Genomic DNA, 19,444 nt, shown 5'->3' with positions numbered 1-19,444 from the left:
TTATGCATTTGTGACTGAAAGTAAACTCAAGACTGCTAACATTATGATGAACCTGGAAGCAAAGGACAGATATTTACTTTTTCTTAACCATTATCCCGGCTTAGCTAATCGAGTCCCATTACATATGTTATCTTCCTATTTAGGAATTACTCCGTCATCCCTGAGCCGAATAAGAAGAAATATTTGATATTATCCACTTATTAAATATAATTTGTCTTTGCATAGTTAGAACAAGCTTGATCAATCATCTACTGCTTATTTATGACTAATATTTACCTATAAAGTTTCCCTATTTGGTTTGAAAATCCATCAAAAGAGGAAATGGAAAGAGTACCTGAAAACGTCAGATTTGTGGTTTTATTCAGGTAAAATGAATCAATTATATCACATATCACAATAGCGTAGGAAACTAAATACTCTTATCTTTTTAATAAGATTATTCTATTTGATCTAACTATTTTTTGATAGCCCATATTAGAGATTTGAAGAAATCTCAGGACAATTTATATAATTCTAATCTGATTGGTTAATACTAAAGAGTTAAAGGTCAGTAAATAATAATTCGGAAGAAAATAATGCATGAATTAGTTTCTATTAATAATTTGAAGAGTTGGACTGTTTTAATTTGCATAGATATCAGTTCCATAAAATGTATATTCCTTCAAATTCTTAATAAGTATATTTACTGACCTCTAAATGAATTAAGGCACCATAAAATAACCCTCACTTTCTAAAATTGGTAGCGTTAGGAGTGCCGATAAGGTTACTTCCCAAGATGGATTTAATTCACTTTCTTCAAAGTTCATTCCTGCCAAAGTTTGTTCGCAGAGGTATAATTTTACCCCAGCGTTATTAAGTGCTTTTACCAAATCTGTATTAGGGTTTTTCTTATGATAACGTTTTTTGTAGGCTTTATCCGTCAAACTTATGGCAATGGCTTTTCCGTGAACCACGGCCGCTATTTCTATGTTCTGATCGGGAACCCCTGCGGCTTTCAATAGATTAAGTTCCCGGGCAATTTTCCATAGTCTCATATTTACTCCTTCCTTTTCAGCATCATTGTCTATATTAAAAACTAATTTATACGTCTTATTTATATCGGGCTGGAAACTTAAATTTTTATCAAAATGTATTTTTCCATAGCTTTCGATTCTGGGAGTACTCCATTTTTGTGCTGTAATTGTTTGTGTTAAAAGGAGTGCGATACCCCAAAAAATATGTTTCATACTATCGATTTTTAAATATGATTATTTTATAAAATATTACTTTTCTAATTTAATTGATTTTGTTCTGTTATAGCGTTTATGGACATTCCGTTTTTAAGGGTAGAATTTCCTTTTAAAATAACCTGGTCCCTGCTATCAACATTTCCGAATATTTCTATCATTTTTCCTTGGGTAATTCCAGTAGTTATGGGAACCAATTGAATTTCTCCAGATTCCACTTTTGCGATCAACGTCCTTGTTGTAGTGGTAATAATACTACTTGCAGGAACTCTGAGGGTAGGCTCGTTCCGCTTTAATTTTAATGTTACTTCTGCATAAGCACCTGCACTTAAAACATCCGATGAATTATCAAAATCAAATTCAACCATCATCGAGCGTAACTTGGGATCAAGTACTTTACTACTACGCGAAAAGTGTACATCAAATTTTTTTCCCGGAGCGGAATTCAGGGTAAAACTAGCTTTACTATTTGAAGAAAGTGCATTTGCGTGTTTGGAAGGGATAGCCACTAGCAGACGCAGTTTATCTTCTCGAGCCAATTTTAAAAGTGGTTCCTTTCCACTTCCTACCAGGGCACCGGGAGAAACCATTCGGCTAGTGATCACTCCGTCAAATGGAGATTTTATATTACGATATTCTGCCAATTGTCCGGCGGCCGCAACTTCAGCTTTTACGGCGCTTAAAGCGGCACTGTCCCCCATAAAGCGGGTTTTGGTCTGTTCAAGTTCTAAAGATGAAATTGCACCTTCAACTTTAGAGGCTTTGTGCATGCGTTGGTAGTTTTGAGCACTAAAACTTAGTTTTTCAGCTATTTCTCCCTGTTTTGCACGTGCGGCCAATAACTGCTGTTGAATTTCCGGAGCTTCAATACTCAATAGATGTTCTCCTTTTTTTACCACATCGCCCCGGTCTACATTTAACTTTTCTACAAAACCTTCAACTTTGGCAAATAAAGTTACCTCTTCATAAGGTTTTAGTTCACCGGGAAGGGTAATTTCATATTCCAACGTATCACTTTTTACGCTGGTAACCTGATAGTTGGGTGTTGAAGACTTTGCTTCCTTTTTTACATTGTTTTCAGCATTACCGCACGCCATTAAAAGTAGGGCAAATAAGGAAAAAGAAATGGATTTTATATATAATTTCATTTGTTATGATTTTAAGTTTTTTTGATAGTATTTACTGTGCAGGTCGTCTGGATCTAACGAAACTTTTTTAGGCTGGGTATTGGCATAAGCAATACTATACATAAATGGTAAAACCAGTAAAGAGCTAAAGGTTGAAAATACCAAACCGCCAATTACCGCCTGTCCCAAAGGGGCCACCTGAGATCCGCCATCACCCAGTCCCAATGCCATTGGTATCATCCCGGCGATCATCGCCAGGGCTGTCATCAAAATGGGGCGAAAACGGGAAGCTACTGCCAGCCTGGAAGATTCAGCCGCATTTTCCAGTTTCTCTTTTCTAAAGAATTCTGCCTGATTTATAATAAGTACTGCATTGGATACCGACACTCCAACGGCCATAATCATACCCATATATGATTGCAGGTTAAGCGTACTCCCCAATAGTGATAAACTTAAAAGGCTTCCTGCCACCACAGCAGGTATAATCCCCAAAATTACCAATGAGGTCTTAAAAGATTGGTAGTAGGCTGTCAGCATCAAGAAAATTACCACAATAGCGACCAGCAATCCGGATTGTAAACCTGATAAAGTCTGGCTAAGCACATTTACCTCTCCGGCCATCCGTGCACTATAGCCTCTTGGCGGGGCGTCCAGTTCGTCAAGGACTTTGCGTACTTTTTTGGAAGCACTTCCTAAATCAGAGTGATTGGTGTTGGCGGTTACCGTTACAAAGCGGTTAGGCCCTTTTCGGTTTACCTGTCCCGGTTCAGTTGCCAAACTCAAATCCGCAACGTCATCCACAATAGGAGTTGCAGCCCCTGGTTTAAGAGGAAGGTTTTTAAGTTGGTTTAATGAGTTCAACTGGTTTTCAGGTAATTGTACCTGAACCTGAAAAACCAGTCCGGATTTTGGATCTACCCATACATTTTTGTTCACAAACCGGGAAGAAGAAGTCGCCGTGGTAAGGGCTGTACTCACCTCGCGCATGGTCAATCCAAGTTGCGCCACACGTTCACGATCTACATTAATTGAAATACTGGGGTAGTCAATGGGTTCATTTAAATATACATCGGTAAGGTAATCCTCATCTTTTAGAGCATCTGTGATTTTACGGGCATATAAAGTAACCTGATCCAGGTTTCTTCCCAGGACTTCAATGGCAATAGGAGTGTTGTAGCCTTGTCCCATAATTTTTTCTACCAGCTCCATCGGTTCGAAGGTGAATTCAAGTTCAGGAAACTTATTTTTAAGACTGCTACGCAAATTGTCTTTGAGCTCATCTACGGACCCTTCAAAAGATTCCGCTAACGAGAACTGTAAAATCGCCTCCTGAGACCCACTTGTAAATAAAAAGATCGGGTTAATTGGCGTGTTTGGAGAATGCATTCCTACAAATCCTGAAGTAACTTCCAGGTCTTCAGGTGTAATTTGTTTTCGAATGTGGTTTTCTACAGCCAGCACATACTCTTCCGTTTGATCTAAAGCAGACCCTATCGGAGCCTTAATCCGCAATTGTAAATCTTTAGAACCGCTCGGCGGCAGGATATCAGTTCCAATGAAAACGAACAAAATTCCTGATAAAGTGATTACAACAAGTAAATACCCAAAGAAAATAGGTGTTTTAAGGCGTTCATTGTGAAGAATAAATTTCAGGTATCGCTCTTTAAACCTGTCAAACCCGGATTTCTTTGTAGCAGAATGTTTTTGAGGATGCTTTTTCATTATCCAGTTGGCCACCACAGGAATAAATGTTTGCGAAGCCAAAAAAGAAGCAATCATTGCCGAGCCTACCGCAATAGATAAAGGCATAAACATATCCCGGGGAATTCCAACCATCATAAATGACGGAATTAATACCGCAAGAATACACAGCAAAATCAGTAATTTTGGTATTGAAATTTCCAATAAGGCGTCCAAAATCGCCCGCTGTTTAGTCTTTTCAGTTTCAAAATGTTGATGGATGTTCTCAATAGTGACCGTGGCCTCGTCTACCAAAATACCTATGGCTAGTGCCAGGCCACTTAGGGTCATAATATTGATGGTCTGTCCCAGTAAGTACAATATAATTATAGCGGTGAGTACCGCAATAGGGATGGTAAGCACTACAATTAAAGCTCCCCATTTATCCCCCAGAAACAAAAGTACCATTAGGCCGGTAAGGACTGCCCCTAAAATACCTTCGTGTAATAGATTCGAAAGCGCATTTTCAATGTAGGTAGACTGGTCGAACACGAACTTAATTGATACATCTTCCGGCAAGGCATCCGATAGCATCGGCATAGCTTCTTTTAAGTTATTTATTGCCGCCAAGGTTGAGGCATCTGCTTTCTTAATGATGGGGAGATAAACAGTGCGCTTCCCGTTAGCCAGTGCATACGCGGTGGTTTTATCGGCTCCATCAATAACAGTGGCTACATCCCGAACAAATACCGTAGGTCCCGAACCGGTTTTGACGGGTGTATTCATAAAGTCTTCCCTACTAAGTTCCAAAGTATTGACCGGGGCCATATAATTAGTATTCCCTATCTGCACATTCCCGGCAGGGGAGGGGAAATTATTTTTAGCTACCGCCTCTAATATGTTATCAGCGGTAAGCCCATATGCCTGCATTTCCTCAGGTTTTACATTAATTACCATCGTTCGAACGTTTCCGCCAAATGGTGCCGGTGCGCTAATTCCCGGAATATTTACAAAAGAAGGTCGAATACGGGTAATTGCCAGGTTTTGCAGCTCTCCGGTAGACCGCTGGTCACTCTCAAAAACTATTTGGCCAACCGGTTGTGCACCGGCATCAAAACGCACTACTTGAGGAGGTACGGCTCCAGGAGGTAAAAAAGCCATGGCGCGGGATACCTGGGTGGCCACCTCGGCCTGTGCCTGTGCCATATCGGTACCGGGATAAAAACTTAACTTCATCAAGGTTAATCCTTGTACACTTTTAAATTCCATATTTTTAACACCACCTACAAACACGAGTACCTTTTGAAACTCATTGGACATAAATCCATCCATGTAGGCAGGGGAAAGCCCTCCGTAAGGCATCGCGATATAAATTGCCGGTGCTTCTACTTCCGGAAAAATATCTACTTTAATTTTTTGAATGGCCATTACCGAAAAATAGAGCAGCGCAAGAACTGTCACGATGATGGCTATCGGTTTTCGTAAAGCGAATCTGATTATATTCATTCGTTTTTCTATTTTTTAATTGAATATTGTGGTAAGCATTGAAAAATCGGCTTGTGTATAGGCATAATTGTTCCAATATTGCCAGTAATCGTAGTAAGCCTGAATTCGTGCTTTTTCGGTAAACTGAAGACTTTGCTGGATTTGCAATAAGGTGGTAAGGTTTATCAGTCCGCTTTCATAACGCACCTTAAACAATCGGTACGATTCTGAAGCTGAACGATAGGCATCTTCTGCTTCCTGAATTTCTTCTTTTGATTTTTCAATATGAAACTGTAGTGAATTTTGCTGTTCAGTTATGGAGCGTTTTACAGCTTCCTTTTCCAGAGAAACTCGTTTTTGTTCCTGTTGTACTTTTCGTGTTTTTAATCCTTTGGAATACCATTGGCTTAAATTCCATGTTAGTCCTACACCCACCAGGTAATTACTGATGGGTAATTCGTAACTGTCCTGAAATGCCCGGCTATTGTCATCATAACCTATTCTTCTTAAAAGTCCACCCGCAAGCAGAGAAATATCGGGTAACACCTGATGGTCCACTATCTTTTCACGCACTTTGAGTGCTTCATCTTGATATTTTTTTTCTGTCAGTAAGGGATGATTACGGGCTGAATCGTTTATTTCAACTTCCCTGATTGAAAAGAAAGATTTTGGTATATTTTCAATATTTACTGCTTTTCCAGTATATTCCAATAGCTGATTTTTAAAACGGTTAGTTTGTCCTTCCCATTTTTTCTGTTGCGCTATGGCCTGCTTAAGTCTTGTTGATGCAATTAAGGAATCGGCAGCAGCGGCCAGTCCAGATTGCACCAGGCTGGAAGATAATTTAACTAAGCTTTTATTGCGTTCGGCTTCCCGTTTTGCCCAGTCTTGCATAGCTTTACCATGAATCCAACCAAAATACGCTTTAGTAATCTGATGTCTTAGTTCGAGAACTTTAATATCAAATCCTGTTTGTGCCTGTTTCTGGTTTACCTGGGCTAGATCAATCTGGTCTCTGTATTTACCAAAGCGGAGAAAGTCCCATTTTAAAGTAGCCGAGGCCATAGTGTTTATCGCGGTATTTCCATTAATACCTTCGCCACTTACATTAAAAAAGCCAGGTAATGGGACAAAAGCTCCGGCGGCGCCTTCAAAAGTTCCAAATGTATGTTGTGCCTGAAGATTGAGCTCTGGTAAGATTTCTTGTTTGGCAAGTCTATAATCATAATCTGCAGTTCTAATAATTGAGGTTTCTGCCTTAATACCTGGATAGGTCGCAGCCTCCTGATAAAGTTTTGATAACGGAATATTTTCTGAAGTTTGTGCACAAGTAAGTGAATACGAGAGCAGGAAACATCCCATTATCAGCATTCCATATTTCATAATGCTATATTTTTTAAAATGATAAATAAAAATCAAAGGGAGTTCATACCGAAAAATCCGGTATCAACGAAATAAAAAAGAAAAGAATGGAATGCTTAAGCGTAGTACTGTAAACGCTGGAGTTGGATGTATAGAGGTTCCTTAAAACAGGAACGTATAGCTAATGTGAAATTTCGTTTAAAACGAAATGAAATATGGATTAATCCAATTAAAAAAGCTCCATAAAGTGAAAATAATAAAATTGGAGCATCTTTTAGAACTTTCAGTAAATAGGAAAAGTTATCCGAAAGGGTTTCAATAGCATTTTTAAAACCAATTTTGCAGGACGATAAAGTATTAAATGAAAGCTTGGGAAGTGATTTTTCTGAATGCTGGTAAAAATTTTCTACGTGACCGTTGGTTACCAAATTGAGTGCACCCTTTTTTAGGACACACGAATTGGTGAGGATCATCCAGAAGGAAAATAATATGAGAATATATTTATTCATAATAAATCGTAACACAAATTTAAGCGAAAAAATCAATTAAAAAAGTGAATTAGTCTTGTTTTGCTATCTCCTCTTATCCCTACTTTCCTTATCAAAAGCCACCAAATTAAATAGCTCCCGCATACGGCTACGAACGCGATTACCATAACGTTCTTCCAGTTCCTGTGCATTAAGATTGGTGGTGGCGTGGGTTTTTATTTTGCGTTGGGTATCTGAAAATAGCTCGTAGCGTGATAACAGAACTTCACCCATTACATTGCAATCTTTTCCATAAAAGCGGCCGGGCGGTTCCACGCCCAAATCATCAAAACAGAAAAAACTGGAATTTCCATAATCCTCAATAGTTTTATATCCTAAATGATTAAAACCGAACACCACATTTCGACAAGGGATCATTTCATAAGGGCGTTGATGCGGCACCATATATTTAAGCAATTTCATTAGGCTTGTTTTTCCACATCCTACCGGACCAGAAATCAGGAGGCCTTTCTCGATATCTAAACCAAATTTCTCACAACTATCACGGTCTTTGATAAAATAGGAGCAAAGCTTATATAAAATGCTTCGATCTTCTGGATGAATTTTAAATTTCTTCCCGAACAGTAATTTCCCTTTAGCATCCAAATAGATCAGCATCTTTTTAAAATCATACTGAATCTCCTGGTTATGGAGTTTCCCAAGTTGGTAGGCGACGCCACCTTCGGTAATGATATGCGGAGCTTTATAATTCATAGCGGATCATCATAATTTTTATCGGTACTGGTCTTGAGGTTGTCCTGATATGGGACACTTGCGATTTGTTTGTTCCCATTTGAATCTTGAAAATTTAAATTTTTAAAATCCTGCTGTTTATTCTTGTTTTTAGCGTTTTGTATAGTTTGTATATGTTTATTTATAGATACCACTGCTTGTCCATTACTTGTCTCGATATTGGTACAGCTTTGGTTCACTACTTGTCCGGTACTTGTCCCAAAATCGAACATCTTGATTCTACTCCCTTTAAAAGGGTTATGTGAGGGGTTGTACACAATATAGTTCCAATGGCTCAATTCTTTGATGCACCGATGGTAGGTAGATTTAGAACCAATCTTTGCATACTCCATCACTTCTTCCCGATTGATATAGAATTCCTGCCGAAAAAAATTACCGTTCCATAATTGAAATAAAGCAATGTAAAGGCTGATATGGGTAGGGTTCAATCGGTTGTCTTTAGAAAAATGTTCAAACACTCCGTTTAGATGTTTGATGTAATTAATTTCTTCCGCCATCAGAATTTATGATGTACCCGGTTATTTTCCAGTACTTCCATTATTTCGGCGTAGTCATAATAAAGTACACCTCCCATTTTAGTATACGGAATGGTGCCGTTAATGCGAAGGTTCTGTAGTGTTCCCGGGGAGATCTTAAGCAGTTCGAGAACATCGGTGGATTTCAGCCATTTCTTGGTTGGCTGTCCATTTTGGCTTTGTAATAATTCTTTAATGTCTTCCAGTAATTCCATTTTAAATTCCCGAAGATCGTCGGTGGTAATAATAGATGTTGGCATAACAAAATGTTTTAAAAAGGAACCACCGCCTTATTTCTACCTAATTTGGTGATTCCTCATTGATTTGACTTTCGTTATGCAAAGTTGGAGTTGGCGAAGAGAATTATTTTACAAGACCATACCAAGTTGGTCAATTTTTTTATCGCATAATAATTATTGGGAAATGATGGAATATACTAGAAGCAAGCTCAAATTTAGACTGTTTTATTGGTATAAATTATAAGAATTCAAAATCACCAAGTTGGTAATTTTTATCTACTCATCCTGAGCATCCATATATCTGATAAGCTCCCCCTGAAGCTCTTCTAGAAACTGAGTTCTTCCCTTTTTACGGATCCTGATCGCTAAGAAATTACGATAGTAATCACCCAGTTCTATATTGAACATTTTTTCAAAGGTGGCCGCGATTAGTTTAATATCTGCATTATGATTATTGATATGTCCAGAGGCATACAATGCGTAAATAAGCTCAATTAATGAAGTTTTACTTCCGGTCCAGTTTAATTTAGATTTAGGGATTTTTACTGTTTTTATTTCATCACGGTCAATAGCGTTTAGTTGATCTTCTAGAAATACTTCGATTAAATCGTTGGCCAGAATTTTTGCCACGATATAATCGTGCGAGGTAGAAAAACGATGATCAGTCTCAAAATACCGGGTACTCAGATTTAGTTTAATATCGTGTTTTTCCCTTAAAAATAGTTTATGGTCTAAATAAGTACTTCCGGTACGATAATATTTGTAAAATTCCAGTTGATCGTCGAAAAAGCGCTTTAATTTATTTAATTGCTTTTGTAAATATTTTTTGATAACACGCTCGCCTCCGTAAGGTTTACGCGTTTCAATTTTGTAAATCTCATTATAGTAAATGAGTTTGGAAACAAATTTGGGTTTGGTTTTCTTAAAGAAATCTATTTCCTCATTTTGACTTCTAAATTGATGATGAATGGCTTTCTTTTTAATTTTTTCTAAAACCGCCAGGATCACTTCTAATGCTTCTTGTGAAATATTCAGCCAGTTATTGTTTTCGATTTCCAAAAAGTGAAGATGCTCTTCGAGATTATTGAGCTTCTTTTCGCAAAAATTGTTCATTTACTTCGGATTAAATATGGCTACATTAAAAAGGGTAGAGCACAAGCTCTACCCTTAAAAAATAATTATCAGACTCTCTATATAGTATTAAGTTGATTAGACATTTTTTCTGTCGAATGGATGTCTTTAATTGTTTTCTTAGTACGCGAAATGCTTATTAGTAAAAGGCATAAGAGAACTGGTTGTAATTTGTTATTCATTTTTTTATAACTATCTATTTGGAACTACAAGGGAAGCTTTGTATTTGTAAGCAATTTACTACATCACCTATACATTTAAAATTTAGAAGCCACAGGCTTATCGTGGGTTTCGCACGTTTTTGTTTTTTAATTACGTGGGAATGCCACGTTGAATACGTGGTAAATCCAATACATTCTTTTGAAAGGCTTTTTAATTTTGAACTAAAACATTGGGAGGTTCTTATTACATAATAAATAGTGATGATGCAACTTCAAAAAATCTTTGTGAAAGGTTTAAAGAATTTCCCGAGTTTATATGTTTAGGCATCACCGATGACTATGAGAATGGGATGAATTTTATATTGAAGTATTCCCCTAAAGTTGTATTCATTGACGTGGATTCTTACCCTAAAGATAACATTGGCGATATTTTTTCCTATTGTAAGGAAATTAATGAATATGTTTTTAGTAGACCTAAATATATTGCGTTATCCACAGATATATCAAAGGGATATCTGGCCTTAAAGAGTAAATTTTATGATTACATACTTAAACCAGGTAATGAGCTGGAAGTTCGTAAAGTTATCCTTCAGCTTCTAAAGAGCGAGCAATATTGTTTAAACGATACCTTATGCCTAAAATCCTATAAAGATTACACGCTTTTAAAAGTAGAGGAAATACTTTTCTTAAAAGCCGATAATAATACTACCGATTTCGTGATGATAGATGGTAAAACGATCAGTGCTTTTAAAACTTTAAAAGCTTTCGAAAGAATATTGCCCAATAGCTTTATTAGAATTCATCATAGTTATATCATCAACAAAAAACATATGTCCAGGATCAATTTCGGGAAACTGAAATGTTTTTTAGATCATAATAGAATAAGTTTGCCATTTTCAAGATCTTATAGGCATAACCTTCAATCTATCGAAGAACTATTAGAACAAAGGGCTATTTCTTCTCAATAAAATCATTTTTGTTGTATAAATCTTCATTTGCTCAAACATACCTGCCAACCCCTCATAGAAACGCTTATACTACTAAACGGTAAGGTCTAAAATATTTTTACTTATCTATTTGTTTTAATTTTCTATTGGTTTAATAAAGAAGCTTCTTAAGAAATCGGTCAATCTATCCGATTTCGATCACGCGTGATTAAACACTAAGCCATTTCGCGGTCTTTAGGGTCGCAATCCTATTGTTTAATCATAAACCATCAAACTATGAAAACCTTAAAAAACCTAATGAGTGTAGCTTTTTTGATTCTTATTGCTTATTCCTGTGAACCTGAAGAATTACCAGATACTTCGGTCATCGAAAACCAAAAAATTACAGCTGGTACGGGAGATCAAGATGATGAAGTGGTAGAAAGAAAAGAGAGCGATTCGGACTAATATTCTAGATCAGATATTTTTAAAGACCTTGGGATCCCAAGGTCTTTTATTATTTTTATAAATTTACATATTATTCATCTTCAAAGGTTTGCTTTTGAAACCATATCCTTTTATATTACTGGTTGTTCTCATAGGTTCCTTTTTGTCGTGTGTCAAAGAGAATTCTAAAAATGAACTTAGTGGGGTAGAACAAAGAGCCTTATCAAAAAATAAAAAATCTGAAACTGTTCAAGAAACGGAAATAGATAAAGCTTATCAGAAAGCTATTAGTGAGGATAATGATAGCCTAAAGAAAAAAATACTTCTTGATTTATCTTTTCGCTACTTAAAATTAAAAGATTCAATAATGTTCCTAAGGGTCAACAAACAGGCTCGGTATTTGGCCATATCTCTAAAAGATTCCGTGGGTACTGCGGAAACATATTGGGATTTGGCGCAATTTTATCATACTTATAATAGAGAAGATAGTGCTTATTTCTATTACGATAAAGCCCAGAAAATATATCGGGATTTAGAAGATGACCCTAATTCAGGAAGCCTATTATTAAATATGGCTATTATACAGAAAAACATTAGGGACTATACAGGTAGTGAAGTAACTACTACAAATGCGATTAGGCTTTTAAAGCCTATAGATAAATTTAAATTATTATACCAAGCCTATAATAATCTGGGGATTGTCTCTAATGAATTGGAAGAGTACGATAAGGCTATTTTCTATTATGAGAAAGGGATAATATATATTCAAAAATCTAGAGCTAACCGTTACCTACCTTCGATTTGGAATAATTTAGGTCTTGTTTATCATAACCAGGGGAATTACAAAAAAGCTATTGAATATTTCCGAAAAGCGTTGAGCTTTAATGAGGATATTGAAGAATCAGACCCTAAATTATATGCAATGCTCATTGATAACGAAGCCAATGCAAAACTGCATCTAGGGGATACGGTAGGTGTTTATAATCAATTTATAAAAGCACTAAAATTAAGGGAAGATATAGATGTAAAAGCCGGAATTAGTATTAATCAGTTACATTTAGCTGATTATTTTTTACAAAGAGAAGATACTGTCAATGCTATCCATTATGCAATAGCAGCAAAGAAAGTAGCAGCAAATAGTCAAAATACCAGAGACCTGTTGGCCTCATTAGATTTTCTCTCTTTGGTCGTAAAGGATAGTGCATTAGCGTATACAAGACGGTATGTAACAATTAATGATAGTTTACAAAAAAGGGAAAGGGCCGTAAGGAATAAATTTGCGAGAATACGTTTCGAGACCAATGAATATATTTCGGAAACGGAAAGACTGAATAAGCAAATGATCAGAATATCAATTATATCTTTAACGGTTTTTCTTATTTTTGTATTGTTATATATCATTAAAGATCAGCGATCAAAAAATAAGCTGATTTCGCAAAAACAAAAAGCGGGTCAGGAGATATATAATTTGGTATTATCGCAGCAAAAAATAATTGAAGAAGAACGCGAAAGAGAAAAGCAGCGTATATCAAGGGAATTACACGATGGAATTCTGGGAAGTTTGTTTGGATTGAGGATAAGTCTTGATTCTTTAAACGATGATGATGATAAGGAAAGCAAGCAAAAAAGAGCGGATTATATTCGTGAAATTCAAAAAATTGCTGAAGAAATAAGGTTGATTGCCCATCAACTTAATAAAGATTCGCAAATTGATGTGGACTTTACATTATTGTTGGAACAATTTTTAAGTAAGCAACCAGAGGGAATCAATATCCAGTTAAAAATTCCCCATCCAATTAATTGGGAATCTATTGAGGATAATATAAAAATAAATAGCTACCGAATCATACAGGAAGCCATTGCCAATACGATTAGGCATTCGCAGGCAACAATGGTAGAAGTATTTATCAATAAATTAAAAAACAGACTGATTATTGAAATAAGAGATAATGGAAAAGGCTTTGATCCTGAACATTCTTCGGTTGGGATTGGACTAAAAAATATGAAAAACCGAAGTCGTACGATGAAGGGTAAGTTATCCATCAAATCCGATAAAGAGGGTACTTTGATAAAGCTTGTAGTGAAATTATAAGAAAAACAGAGTCATTATGAAGGAGGTTATAAATATTTTGCTTGTGGATGATCATCATATGATCTTAGAAGGATACAAAAACGTAATTTCGAAGGCAAAGTGCGAAGATTACGATATTATTGTGGAAACGGCCAACACTTGTGACACCGCCTGGGAAATGCTAAATGAAAAGGAATTTGACATTGTTTTTTTAGATATTAATTTTCCCGTTCAGGAAGATAGTAAAATACTTTCGGGCGAAGATTTGGGGATTAAAATAAGAAAAGAACTTCCAGAGGTTAAAATAATAATCCTCACCGTTTTGGCAGAGCCGTTTCGCCTTCATAATTTATTGTTGAACATTAATCCGGCCGGCTTTCTTATGAAAGGGGAAACCACCTCTGAAGAACTTAAAAGGTGTTTGTCAAAAGTTATTCTTGACCCACCTTATTATGGATCAAAAATTTCAAAATTAATCCATTCTGAAATCAATCAGCATACCGCTCTAATAGATGAAGTCGATAGAATAATGCTCTATCAGCTTTCTTTGGGGACCAAGACAAAGGATCTTACTAAATACGTGCATCTTTCCTTAAGGGCAGTTGAGGATAGAAAACGAAAACTAAAAGAAATTTTTGGGGTAAGTGGAGAAGGGAATAAAGCTTTATTGGAGAAAGCAAGAGAAAGTGGGTATATATAAGTAATTTAATGAGGAGTTATAAAAAAATAAATTCCCTGGAGAATTATTCTTCCAAGGAATTTATTTTAATCATATACCTTTTGACGAATTGTTTATTTTCCTTTTTCTACTTTATTTTTAAAATTTTTCTTTCTAACAAATATGTCTTCCAGTGAATAAGCTTTTTCATTCAATTTATACTTATCCTCCTTAAATATTGAATCAAACTTCGATTTTTGGGTATAAGCGACCGAGGAGACTGAAACATTTTGGAAAAAACTATTGGCTTCCAGTACTAAACCCGGCAAACCATAGAAAATATAAGGGCCGGCATCTATGGCAATTTCTGTGGTGAACCAAACGTATAAACCTGGCATATTTTCTAAAATAGCTTTAGTGCAGCTATACCCTTCAATATCCTTCTTTTCAGATGTTATCGTCCAGTTAAGTTCTTTTCTATTTCCTTCAAATGAAAATTCAGATTCCATAAAAACCTCTTTACCTGTTAAAGTTCCATCCTCGTCCTTTTTTACAAACTCAGTATATCCAGAAACACTAACCCCTGGGATTTTATGGATAGAATCTAAAATATAGATGGATTTCTTAGTCGTTTTATCATAATATAGAGTATTATAGTTTTTATAATCTGACATTAGTCGCATTACCTTATTGTATTCGTCTGGATCTTGAATTTGCTGTTTAAGCATATTCACTAAAAATTCGGATACACTATTGGTCGTATATTTCACCTCTAGAATATCATTGTTCTCTTGAGCTTTCATCACTAAACCGATAGTGAATGTCAATAAAAATAGATAGATTTTTGTTTTTTTCATTTTATTCAGTTTTTAAAAGTTATACTTAAGTCCTAATATTAAATAGTTAAGAGAGGCATCGTTAATTATGGTGCTAACAACACCTTCGTTGGAATAAATTTCAAAATTGTAAGCTTCATTTTGGAATATATCAAGTAGTTCAAATAGATGTCTAGATTCTAGGCTAAATGTGAATTTCTTCCAAGAATAGGAAAGATCAAGATTGATATTCTTTCTTTGAAATTTTTGATCATTTACCAAATTATCGTCGTAAATAAAACTAAGTTTTCCATCCCAATGGTCATTTTTTAGGAGTAGGGAGGCAATGGATCTGGTATATCTAGAATGGTAATTATTATTGCCTAATACATTATCAGAATATTTTAGGTTTGATGAAAGACGTACATTCAAGATAAAATCAATTAAGCTTTCAATTTCAAATTTTGGAGAAATAGCGTTTTGTTTACTTAGTACTTCTTGTCCATCTGCTATTATGGCTGGAAATGTTTGTTTTAGATAACTTAAACCAATGCTAGTATTTAGAGGAAAATCAATTGGGAATAAGGTTTTAGCATATTTACCGTTAATATTAAATTTCCTGGTGTAATCGGTTTTATAAGCCTTTAGAGTTGAAACACCGTTATCTTGGCTAATAAATTGAAGTTCAATAGGATTTTTTGTATCACTATAACTTGTTGAAATTGAATATGATTCCGCATCAAAAATGTTGTTGTAGTAATAACCTATCTGATAATTATTTTTGGTCTGTAGGTTCTCCAGTAATCCTGAATTTCCTTGAACGAGGCGGTTGAACGGTTGAATCGTAGTGAGGCCATAATATAAATCGTTGAATTCAAAACTTCTTTTTACACTTGCAGCTATTCTCCATACATCCCTTTCATACTCCGAAAAAATATTTAATGGTATTAAAAATTCCTCAATTGATTTTGAGTTGTCTAATTCAAACTGATTTAGCCTGACTCCGCCTGATAGAAAGTAGTTTATTTTACCTAATAAATTTTTTCCTGTTATTTTTGTGATAATATCTGTAGTATTTATAGTTCGAGATATTGATTGTAAATCATCATTGTCGAGCTGACTTTTTTCACCGTTATATGCAATTCTTATGGATGGGGTAAATTGATCATTATAATTATATGACAGGGTAGATTGGATGTCATAGTTATATTTTGAAAAGTCAAAGTATTGTGTTTGATATAAATCCTCATTGAGAAAGATATCGTCATCTAGTTTGTTTCTTTCCATAAAAAAACTTCCTTCTGCATTCCATAATAGTTTGTCTGATAATTTACTGGTTACTCCCAGTTGAGCGAATCCGGAAAAAATTTTCGAATTGTATGTCGAAAAGAGATTATTTTCAATAGTCTGGTCATTACTATATAGTGTATTTTTCTCCGTATTCCTATTATCTGCATTAATCAAATTGAGATTCCCTTCTAAGGAAAACACCGTGTTCTTGGATTTTTTATATTGACTCTTAAAATATCCTAAATAAGAGCTTGATTTTGCCTGTAATGAACTATTACCTTGCAATAGCGGGGTACCATCTAATGACGATAGTTGTTGGGTGCTACTATTTATTCTGTTGGGGGAGATGTAGTATAGGAGCAAACTCGATTTAAATTTAGATGAGTTTTTCTTAAGAGTGAGATTAATACTATTGTATTCATCTTTCCTAAGATTTTCATTAGTAGAAAAGAGGGATTGCAATGATCTTTGCGAATAGATTGAAAAATTTTGCTTATCGTTGAAGGCGGCTCCTAATTCTCTATAGTTTACAACTGTCTTGCCTATGTTATTGAAATTTGCTGTAGAAAAAGCATTAAGCGATTCAGAAAATAAAAAGCCAGAGCCCTTTAATTCATACTTATCTTTATGTCCATATTTTGTTTGTAGGTCGCCGGTAATAACATTTTTAAATTCTTCTTTTGTTTCGATATTTAAAACGGTTTCTTCTTGTAAATCGAAATCAACAGAAAACTCATCTTGGTAATTATTAATTACACTTAAACCCTCAATAAGTCTATTTTCAATATTTTCTAGTGCCAGGCTGTTTTGATTTTCAAAAGTTTCTTTTTTGTTGACCAGAATTTTATTGATGTTATTTCCTTTATAGATGATAACTCCATCTTCGCCAACCTGCAAATTTGGTAGTTTCTCTAATATTTCCTTCAACTTATCATTATCCTGAAGGTTTAATTTTTGTAGATCAAAATTTACAGTATCTTTTTCTTCTTTTCTTAGTAATAATACAACTTCATCCAGGTGATTCGTTTCTTCGGTTAACGTGATATCCAGGGAGATAATATCTTTATTTGTATCATTTATACTAAGGTTAACTGTTTTCTTTTCGTACCCTAAGTAAGATACTTCTAAGAAATAACCAGTTTCAATCTTGGAGCTGATTAAATAATATCCCTTTTGATCTGTGATAGCATAATCAATAATATTCTTATTTAAATCATATAAGACAATAGTAGCTCCATTTATTATCTCATTGTTTTCATTTGTGATAAATCCATTAATCTGGTTAGATTGAGCCATTATCGTGGTAGAAGCTATAAGCAATAAAATGAATAAACCGTGAGTAAAGCATTTTATAAAAAAGTACATTGTAATACTATGTATATGGATAAAAAATATCATTTTATTACTATATTATCTGTTCTACTTTTTTCTAGCAGAAATTCGCATTAGAAAAGTTACAATAATGTATAATAGTACCGTTAGCAAGAGAAAAAATGGAATAAACCAATTACCCAGAACTTCTTTTGCGTTTATCGATTCCATTAATTGAGGCTTCATTTTTCCTAATAAATAAAATCCACCGTCTTTAAAATATAAGCCAACCTCTTTTGGATTGCTGATTTTGGCACCAATGACAAATAAGAAGCCAATGAGCACTAAATAAAGAAACGCAAAGAAAATATACTTAACCCCATTAGTAATATTTAAGACCAATGCTTTAAAAACGTGAATAGGATTGAAAGTCCTCGTAGCCTCTTCTAATTTTTTCTCAGCGATCATTGGTTTTAAAACATCTTGGGGATCGCCCAATTTATTCAACACCTCCATTAAATTTTCAGTCTCATTAACTTCAATGTTCTCATATCTTTGAATTCCCTCAAAAATATGACTATTAAACTCCATCAATATATTCTTACGATCCTTAGCAGAAGAGTGCTTTAAATTTTTCTTGAGACGATTTAAATAATCTCGATAAATTAATGTCGAACTTTTATTTTTAAATGTGATCTCTTTCATTTAGATATCGTATTAATTGATTTCTCCAACATCTTCCAAAAGTCCTTCATTTCAAGTAAGGTATTTTGTCCTGTCGCTGTAAGTGAGTAATATTTTCTAGGAATTCCTGATTCTTGTTCTACCCATTTTGAAGTGACCAGCTTTTCTTTTTTAAGTCTATTCATAAGTGGGTATAATGTCCCTTCTGCAATAATAATAGAAGTTTTGTCTTTTACATTTTCTATTAATTCATATCCATAAAGCTCTCCTTTCTTATCAAGGATATTAAGAACGATAAATGTAAGCGTCCCTTTCTTAACTTGAGATTGCCAACGAAGAACAAAGCTTTTATTCATTTTACTAATGTATAACAATATACATAGTAATGCAATGCTTATGATTTATTTTTTATTTTTCTTAGAGAATTTAGTGTGTTAAAATCATAGAATGCTGTAATGTTCCATATAATCATAATTAACGCAAAAGTGTATAAGGAAAGGAATAAAGCGATGAGAATATGCAAGGTTATCGTTGAGTAAAGTATGATAGGTCTTGTCTTTTTTGGAAATATTAAAAAGGGATATAGTAGTTCTAAAATTATAGTAAAGATTCCTCCACCAATTAATAAGATAGGATATTCTGATAACCAATTGATTATATTAACAGTTTTAATGTTTATATTAAAATGTAACGCTGTTAACATTTTTTGTCCATTCCACCAACCAGAACCATCGATGATCTTTGATAAACCAGAAAAGAAGTATACTACACATAAAGAGACTCTTAGTATATTTCTCATTAATAATTGAGAATCTTTTGTAGTGACTTTGGGTATTTTCTTTTTGAAGTAATCAATTAATGAATAGTCACTAACCGGGAATATAAGACAAAACATTATAATTCCCCCCAAAATTCGGACAGTAATTTGAATTAGATTTTTAATTAAATTTACTGTATTATGAACAAGAGGAAACACACATCAGCATTTAAGGTTAAGGTAGTCCTTGAAGCCTTAAGCGAGCGCTCTACGATCCAG

Annotated in this window: 18 protein-coding genes and 1 pseudogene; 5 read left to right on the top strand and 14 right to left on the bottom strand. The window is 34.7% G+C overall.

Annotation, left to right across the window (positions count from 1 at the left end):
* Window positions 1–187, top strand: a pseudogene (locus AC13DP_RS02510) (Crp/Fnr family transcriptional regulator); the annotation flags it as partial.
* A 514-nt stretch (window positions 188–701) separates the two neighbouring features.
* Here the strand turns inward: AC13DP_RS02510 and AC13DP_RS02505 are convergent.
* The 9 genes from AC13DP_RS02505 to AC13DP_RS02465 all read right to left on the bottom strand — a co-directional run bounded on the left by AC13DP_RS02505 (window position 702) and on the right by AC13DP_RS02465 (window position 10,027).
* A complete protein-coding gene (locus AC13DP_RS02505; RefSeq protein WP_273300956.1) occupies window positions 702–1,226 on the bottom strand; it encodes a DsrE family protein in 525 nt (174 codons plus the stop codon).
* Between the two features lie 44 nt (window positions 1,227–1,270).
* Window positions 1,271–2,374 carry an efflux RND transporter periplasmic adaptor subunit gene (locus tag AC13DP_RS02500; protein ID WP_483067256.1) on the bottom strand — a complete coding sequence of 368 codons (1,104 nt, stop codon included), beginning with the start codon at window positions 2,372–2,374 and terminating at the stop codon, window positions 1,271–1,273.
* Between the two features lie 3 nt (window positions 2,375–2,377).
* Window positions 2,378–5,539: an efflux RND transporter permease subunit gene (locus AC13DP_RS02495; protein ID WP_483067255.1), complete on the bottom strand. Its 3,162-nt coding sequence runs from the start codon at window positions 5,537–5,539 to the stop codon at window positions 2,378–2,380.
* A gap of 15 nt (window positions 5,540–5,554) precedes the next feature.
* Window positions 5,555–6,901 carry a TolC family protein gene (locus AC13DP_RS02490; RefSeq protein ID WP_483067254.1) on the bottom strand — a complete coding sequence of 449 codons (1,347 nt, stop codon included), beginning with the start codon at window positions 6,899–6,901 and terminating at the stop codon, window positions 5,555–5,557.
* Window positions 6,902–6,996: 95 nt separating this feature from the next.
* Entirely contained in the window at window positions 6,997–7,389 is a 393-nt protein-coding gene (locus AC13DP_RS02485; protein ID WP_084842051.1) for a hypothetical protein, read from the bottom strand.
* A 63-nt stretch (window positions 7,390–7,452) separates the two neighbouring features.
* Entirely contained in the window at window positions 7,453–8,121 is a 669-nt protein-coding gene (locus tag AC13DP_RS02480) for a P-loop NTPase family protein (RefSeq protein ID WP_483067253.1), read from the bottom strand.
* A complete protein-coding gene (locus tag AC13DP_RS02475) occupies window positions 8,118–8,657 on the bottom strand; it encodes a hypothetical protein (RefSeq protein ID WP_483067252.1) in 540 nt (179 codons plus the stop codon). The genes AC13DP_RS02480 and AC13DP_RS02475 overlap by 4 nt, the downstream gene beginning before the upstream one ends.
* Window positions 8,657–8,935: a helix-turn-helix domain-containing protein gene (locus AC13DP_RS02470; protein WP_483067251.1), complete on the bottom strand. Its 279-nt coding sequence runs from the start codon at window positions 8,933–8,935 to the stop codon at window positions 8,657–8,659. The genes AC13DP_RS02475 and AC13DP_RS02470 overlap by 1 nt, the downstream gene beginning before the upstream one ends.
* 255 nt (window positions 8,936–9,190) lie before the next feature.
* Window positions 9,191–10,027 (bottom strand): RteC domain-containing protein, encoded by an 837-nt coding sequence (locus AC13DP_RS02465; protein WP_483067250.1) that lies wholly within the window; start codon window positions 10,025–10,027, stop codon window positions 9,191–9,193.
* Between the two features lie 409 nt (window positions 10,028–10,436).
* On the opposite strand from AC13DP_RS02465, the gene AC13DP_RS02460 reads away from it, so the two are divergent.
* The 4 genes from AC13DP_RS02460 (at window position 10,437) to AC13DP_RS02445 (ending at window position 14,350) form a co-directional block, all read left to right on the top strand.
* Window positions 10,437–11,174, top strand: a complete 738-nt coding sequence (locus tag AC13DP_RS02460) for a LytR/AlgR family response regulator transcription factor (protein WP_483067249.1) — start codon at window positions 10,437–10,439, stop codon at window positions 11,172–11,174.
* Window positions 11,175–11,429: 255 nt separating this feature from the next.
* Window positions 11,430–11,600 carry a hypothetical protein gene (locus AC13DP_RS02455; protein WP_347406329.1) on the top strand — a complete coding sequence of 57 codons (171 nt, stop codon included), beginning with the start codon at window positions 11,430–11,432 and terminating at the stop codon, window positions 11,598–11,600.
* Between the two features lie 142 nt (window positions 11,601–11,742).
* Window positions 11,743–13,671, top strand: coding sequence for a tetratricopeptide repeat-containing sensor histidine kinase (locus AC13DP_RS02450; RefSeq protein WP_483067248.1), 1,929 nt, complete (start codon window positions 11,743–11,745; stop codon window positions 13,669–13,671).
* Between the two features lie 16 nt (window positions 13,672–13,687).
* Window positions 13,688–14,350, top strand: a complete 663-nt coding sequence (locus AC13DP_RS02445) for a response regulator (RefSeq protein ID WP_347406331.1) — start codon at window positions 13,688–13,690, stop codon at window positions 14,348–14,350.
* A 92-nt stretch (window positions 14,351–14,442) separates the two neighbouring features.
* Here AC13DP_RS02445 and AC13DP_RS02440 read toward each other — a convergent pair whose 3' ends face one another.
* From AC13DP_RS02440 to AC13DP_RS02420, 5 genes are all read right to left on the bottom strand, one after another.
* The gene (locus tag AC13DP_RS02440; RefSeq protein WP_347406332.1) at window positions 14,443–15,165 is read right to left on the bottom strand and encodes a GLPGLI family protein; all 723 of its coding nucleotides are present in this window, start codon (window positions 15,163–15,165) and stop codon (window positions 14,443–14,445) included.
* A 12-nt stretch (window positions 15,166–15,177) separates the two neighbouring features.
* Window positions 15,178–17,709, bottom strand: a complete 2,532-nt coding sequence (locus AC13DP_RS02435; RefSeq protein ID WP_347406333.1) for a carboxypeptidase-like regulatory domain-containing protein — start codon at window positions 17,707–17,709, stop codon at window positions 15,178–15,180.
* 123 nt (window positions 17,710–17,832) lie between these two features.
* Window positions 17,833–18,429: an HAAS signaling domain-containing protein gene (locus AC13DP_RS02430; protein ID WP_347406334.1), complete on the bottom strand. Its 597-nt coding sequence runs from the start codon at window positions 18,427–18,429 to the stop codon at window positions 17,833–17,835.
* Entirely contained in the window at window positions 18,426–18,764 is a 339-nt protein-coding gene (locus AC13DP_RS02425; RefSeq protein ID WP_150545191.1) for a PadR family transcriptional regulator, read from the bottom strand. The genes AC13DP_RS02430 and AC13DP_RS02425 overlap by 4 nt, the downstream gene beginning before the upstream one ends.
* A 38-nt stretch (window positions 18,765–18,802) precedes the next feature.
* On the bottom strand, window positions 18,803–19,303 hold the full coding sequence (locus AC13DP_RS02420) for an HTTM domain-containing protein (protein WP_483067257.1): 501 nt from the start codon (window positions 19,301–19,303) through the stop codon (window positions 18,803–18,805).
* Between the last annotated feature and the right edge of the window lie 141 nt (window positions 19,304–19,444).

The sequence above is a fragment of the Zunongwangia sp. L-65 genome (assembly GCF_056859415.1).
The sequence above is the reverse complement of the archived record's forward strand: the minus strand, read 5'-3'. Positions and strand labels throughout refer to the sequence as shown.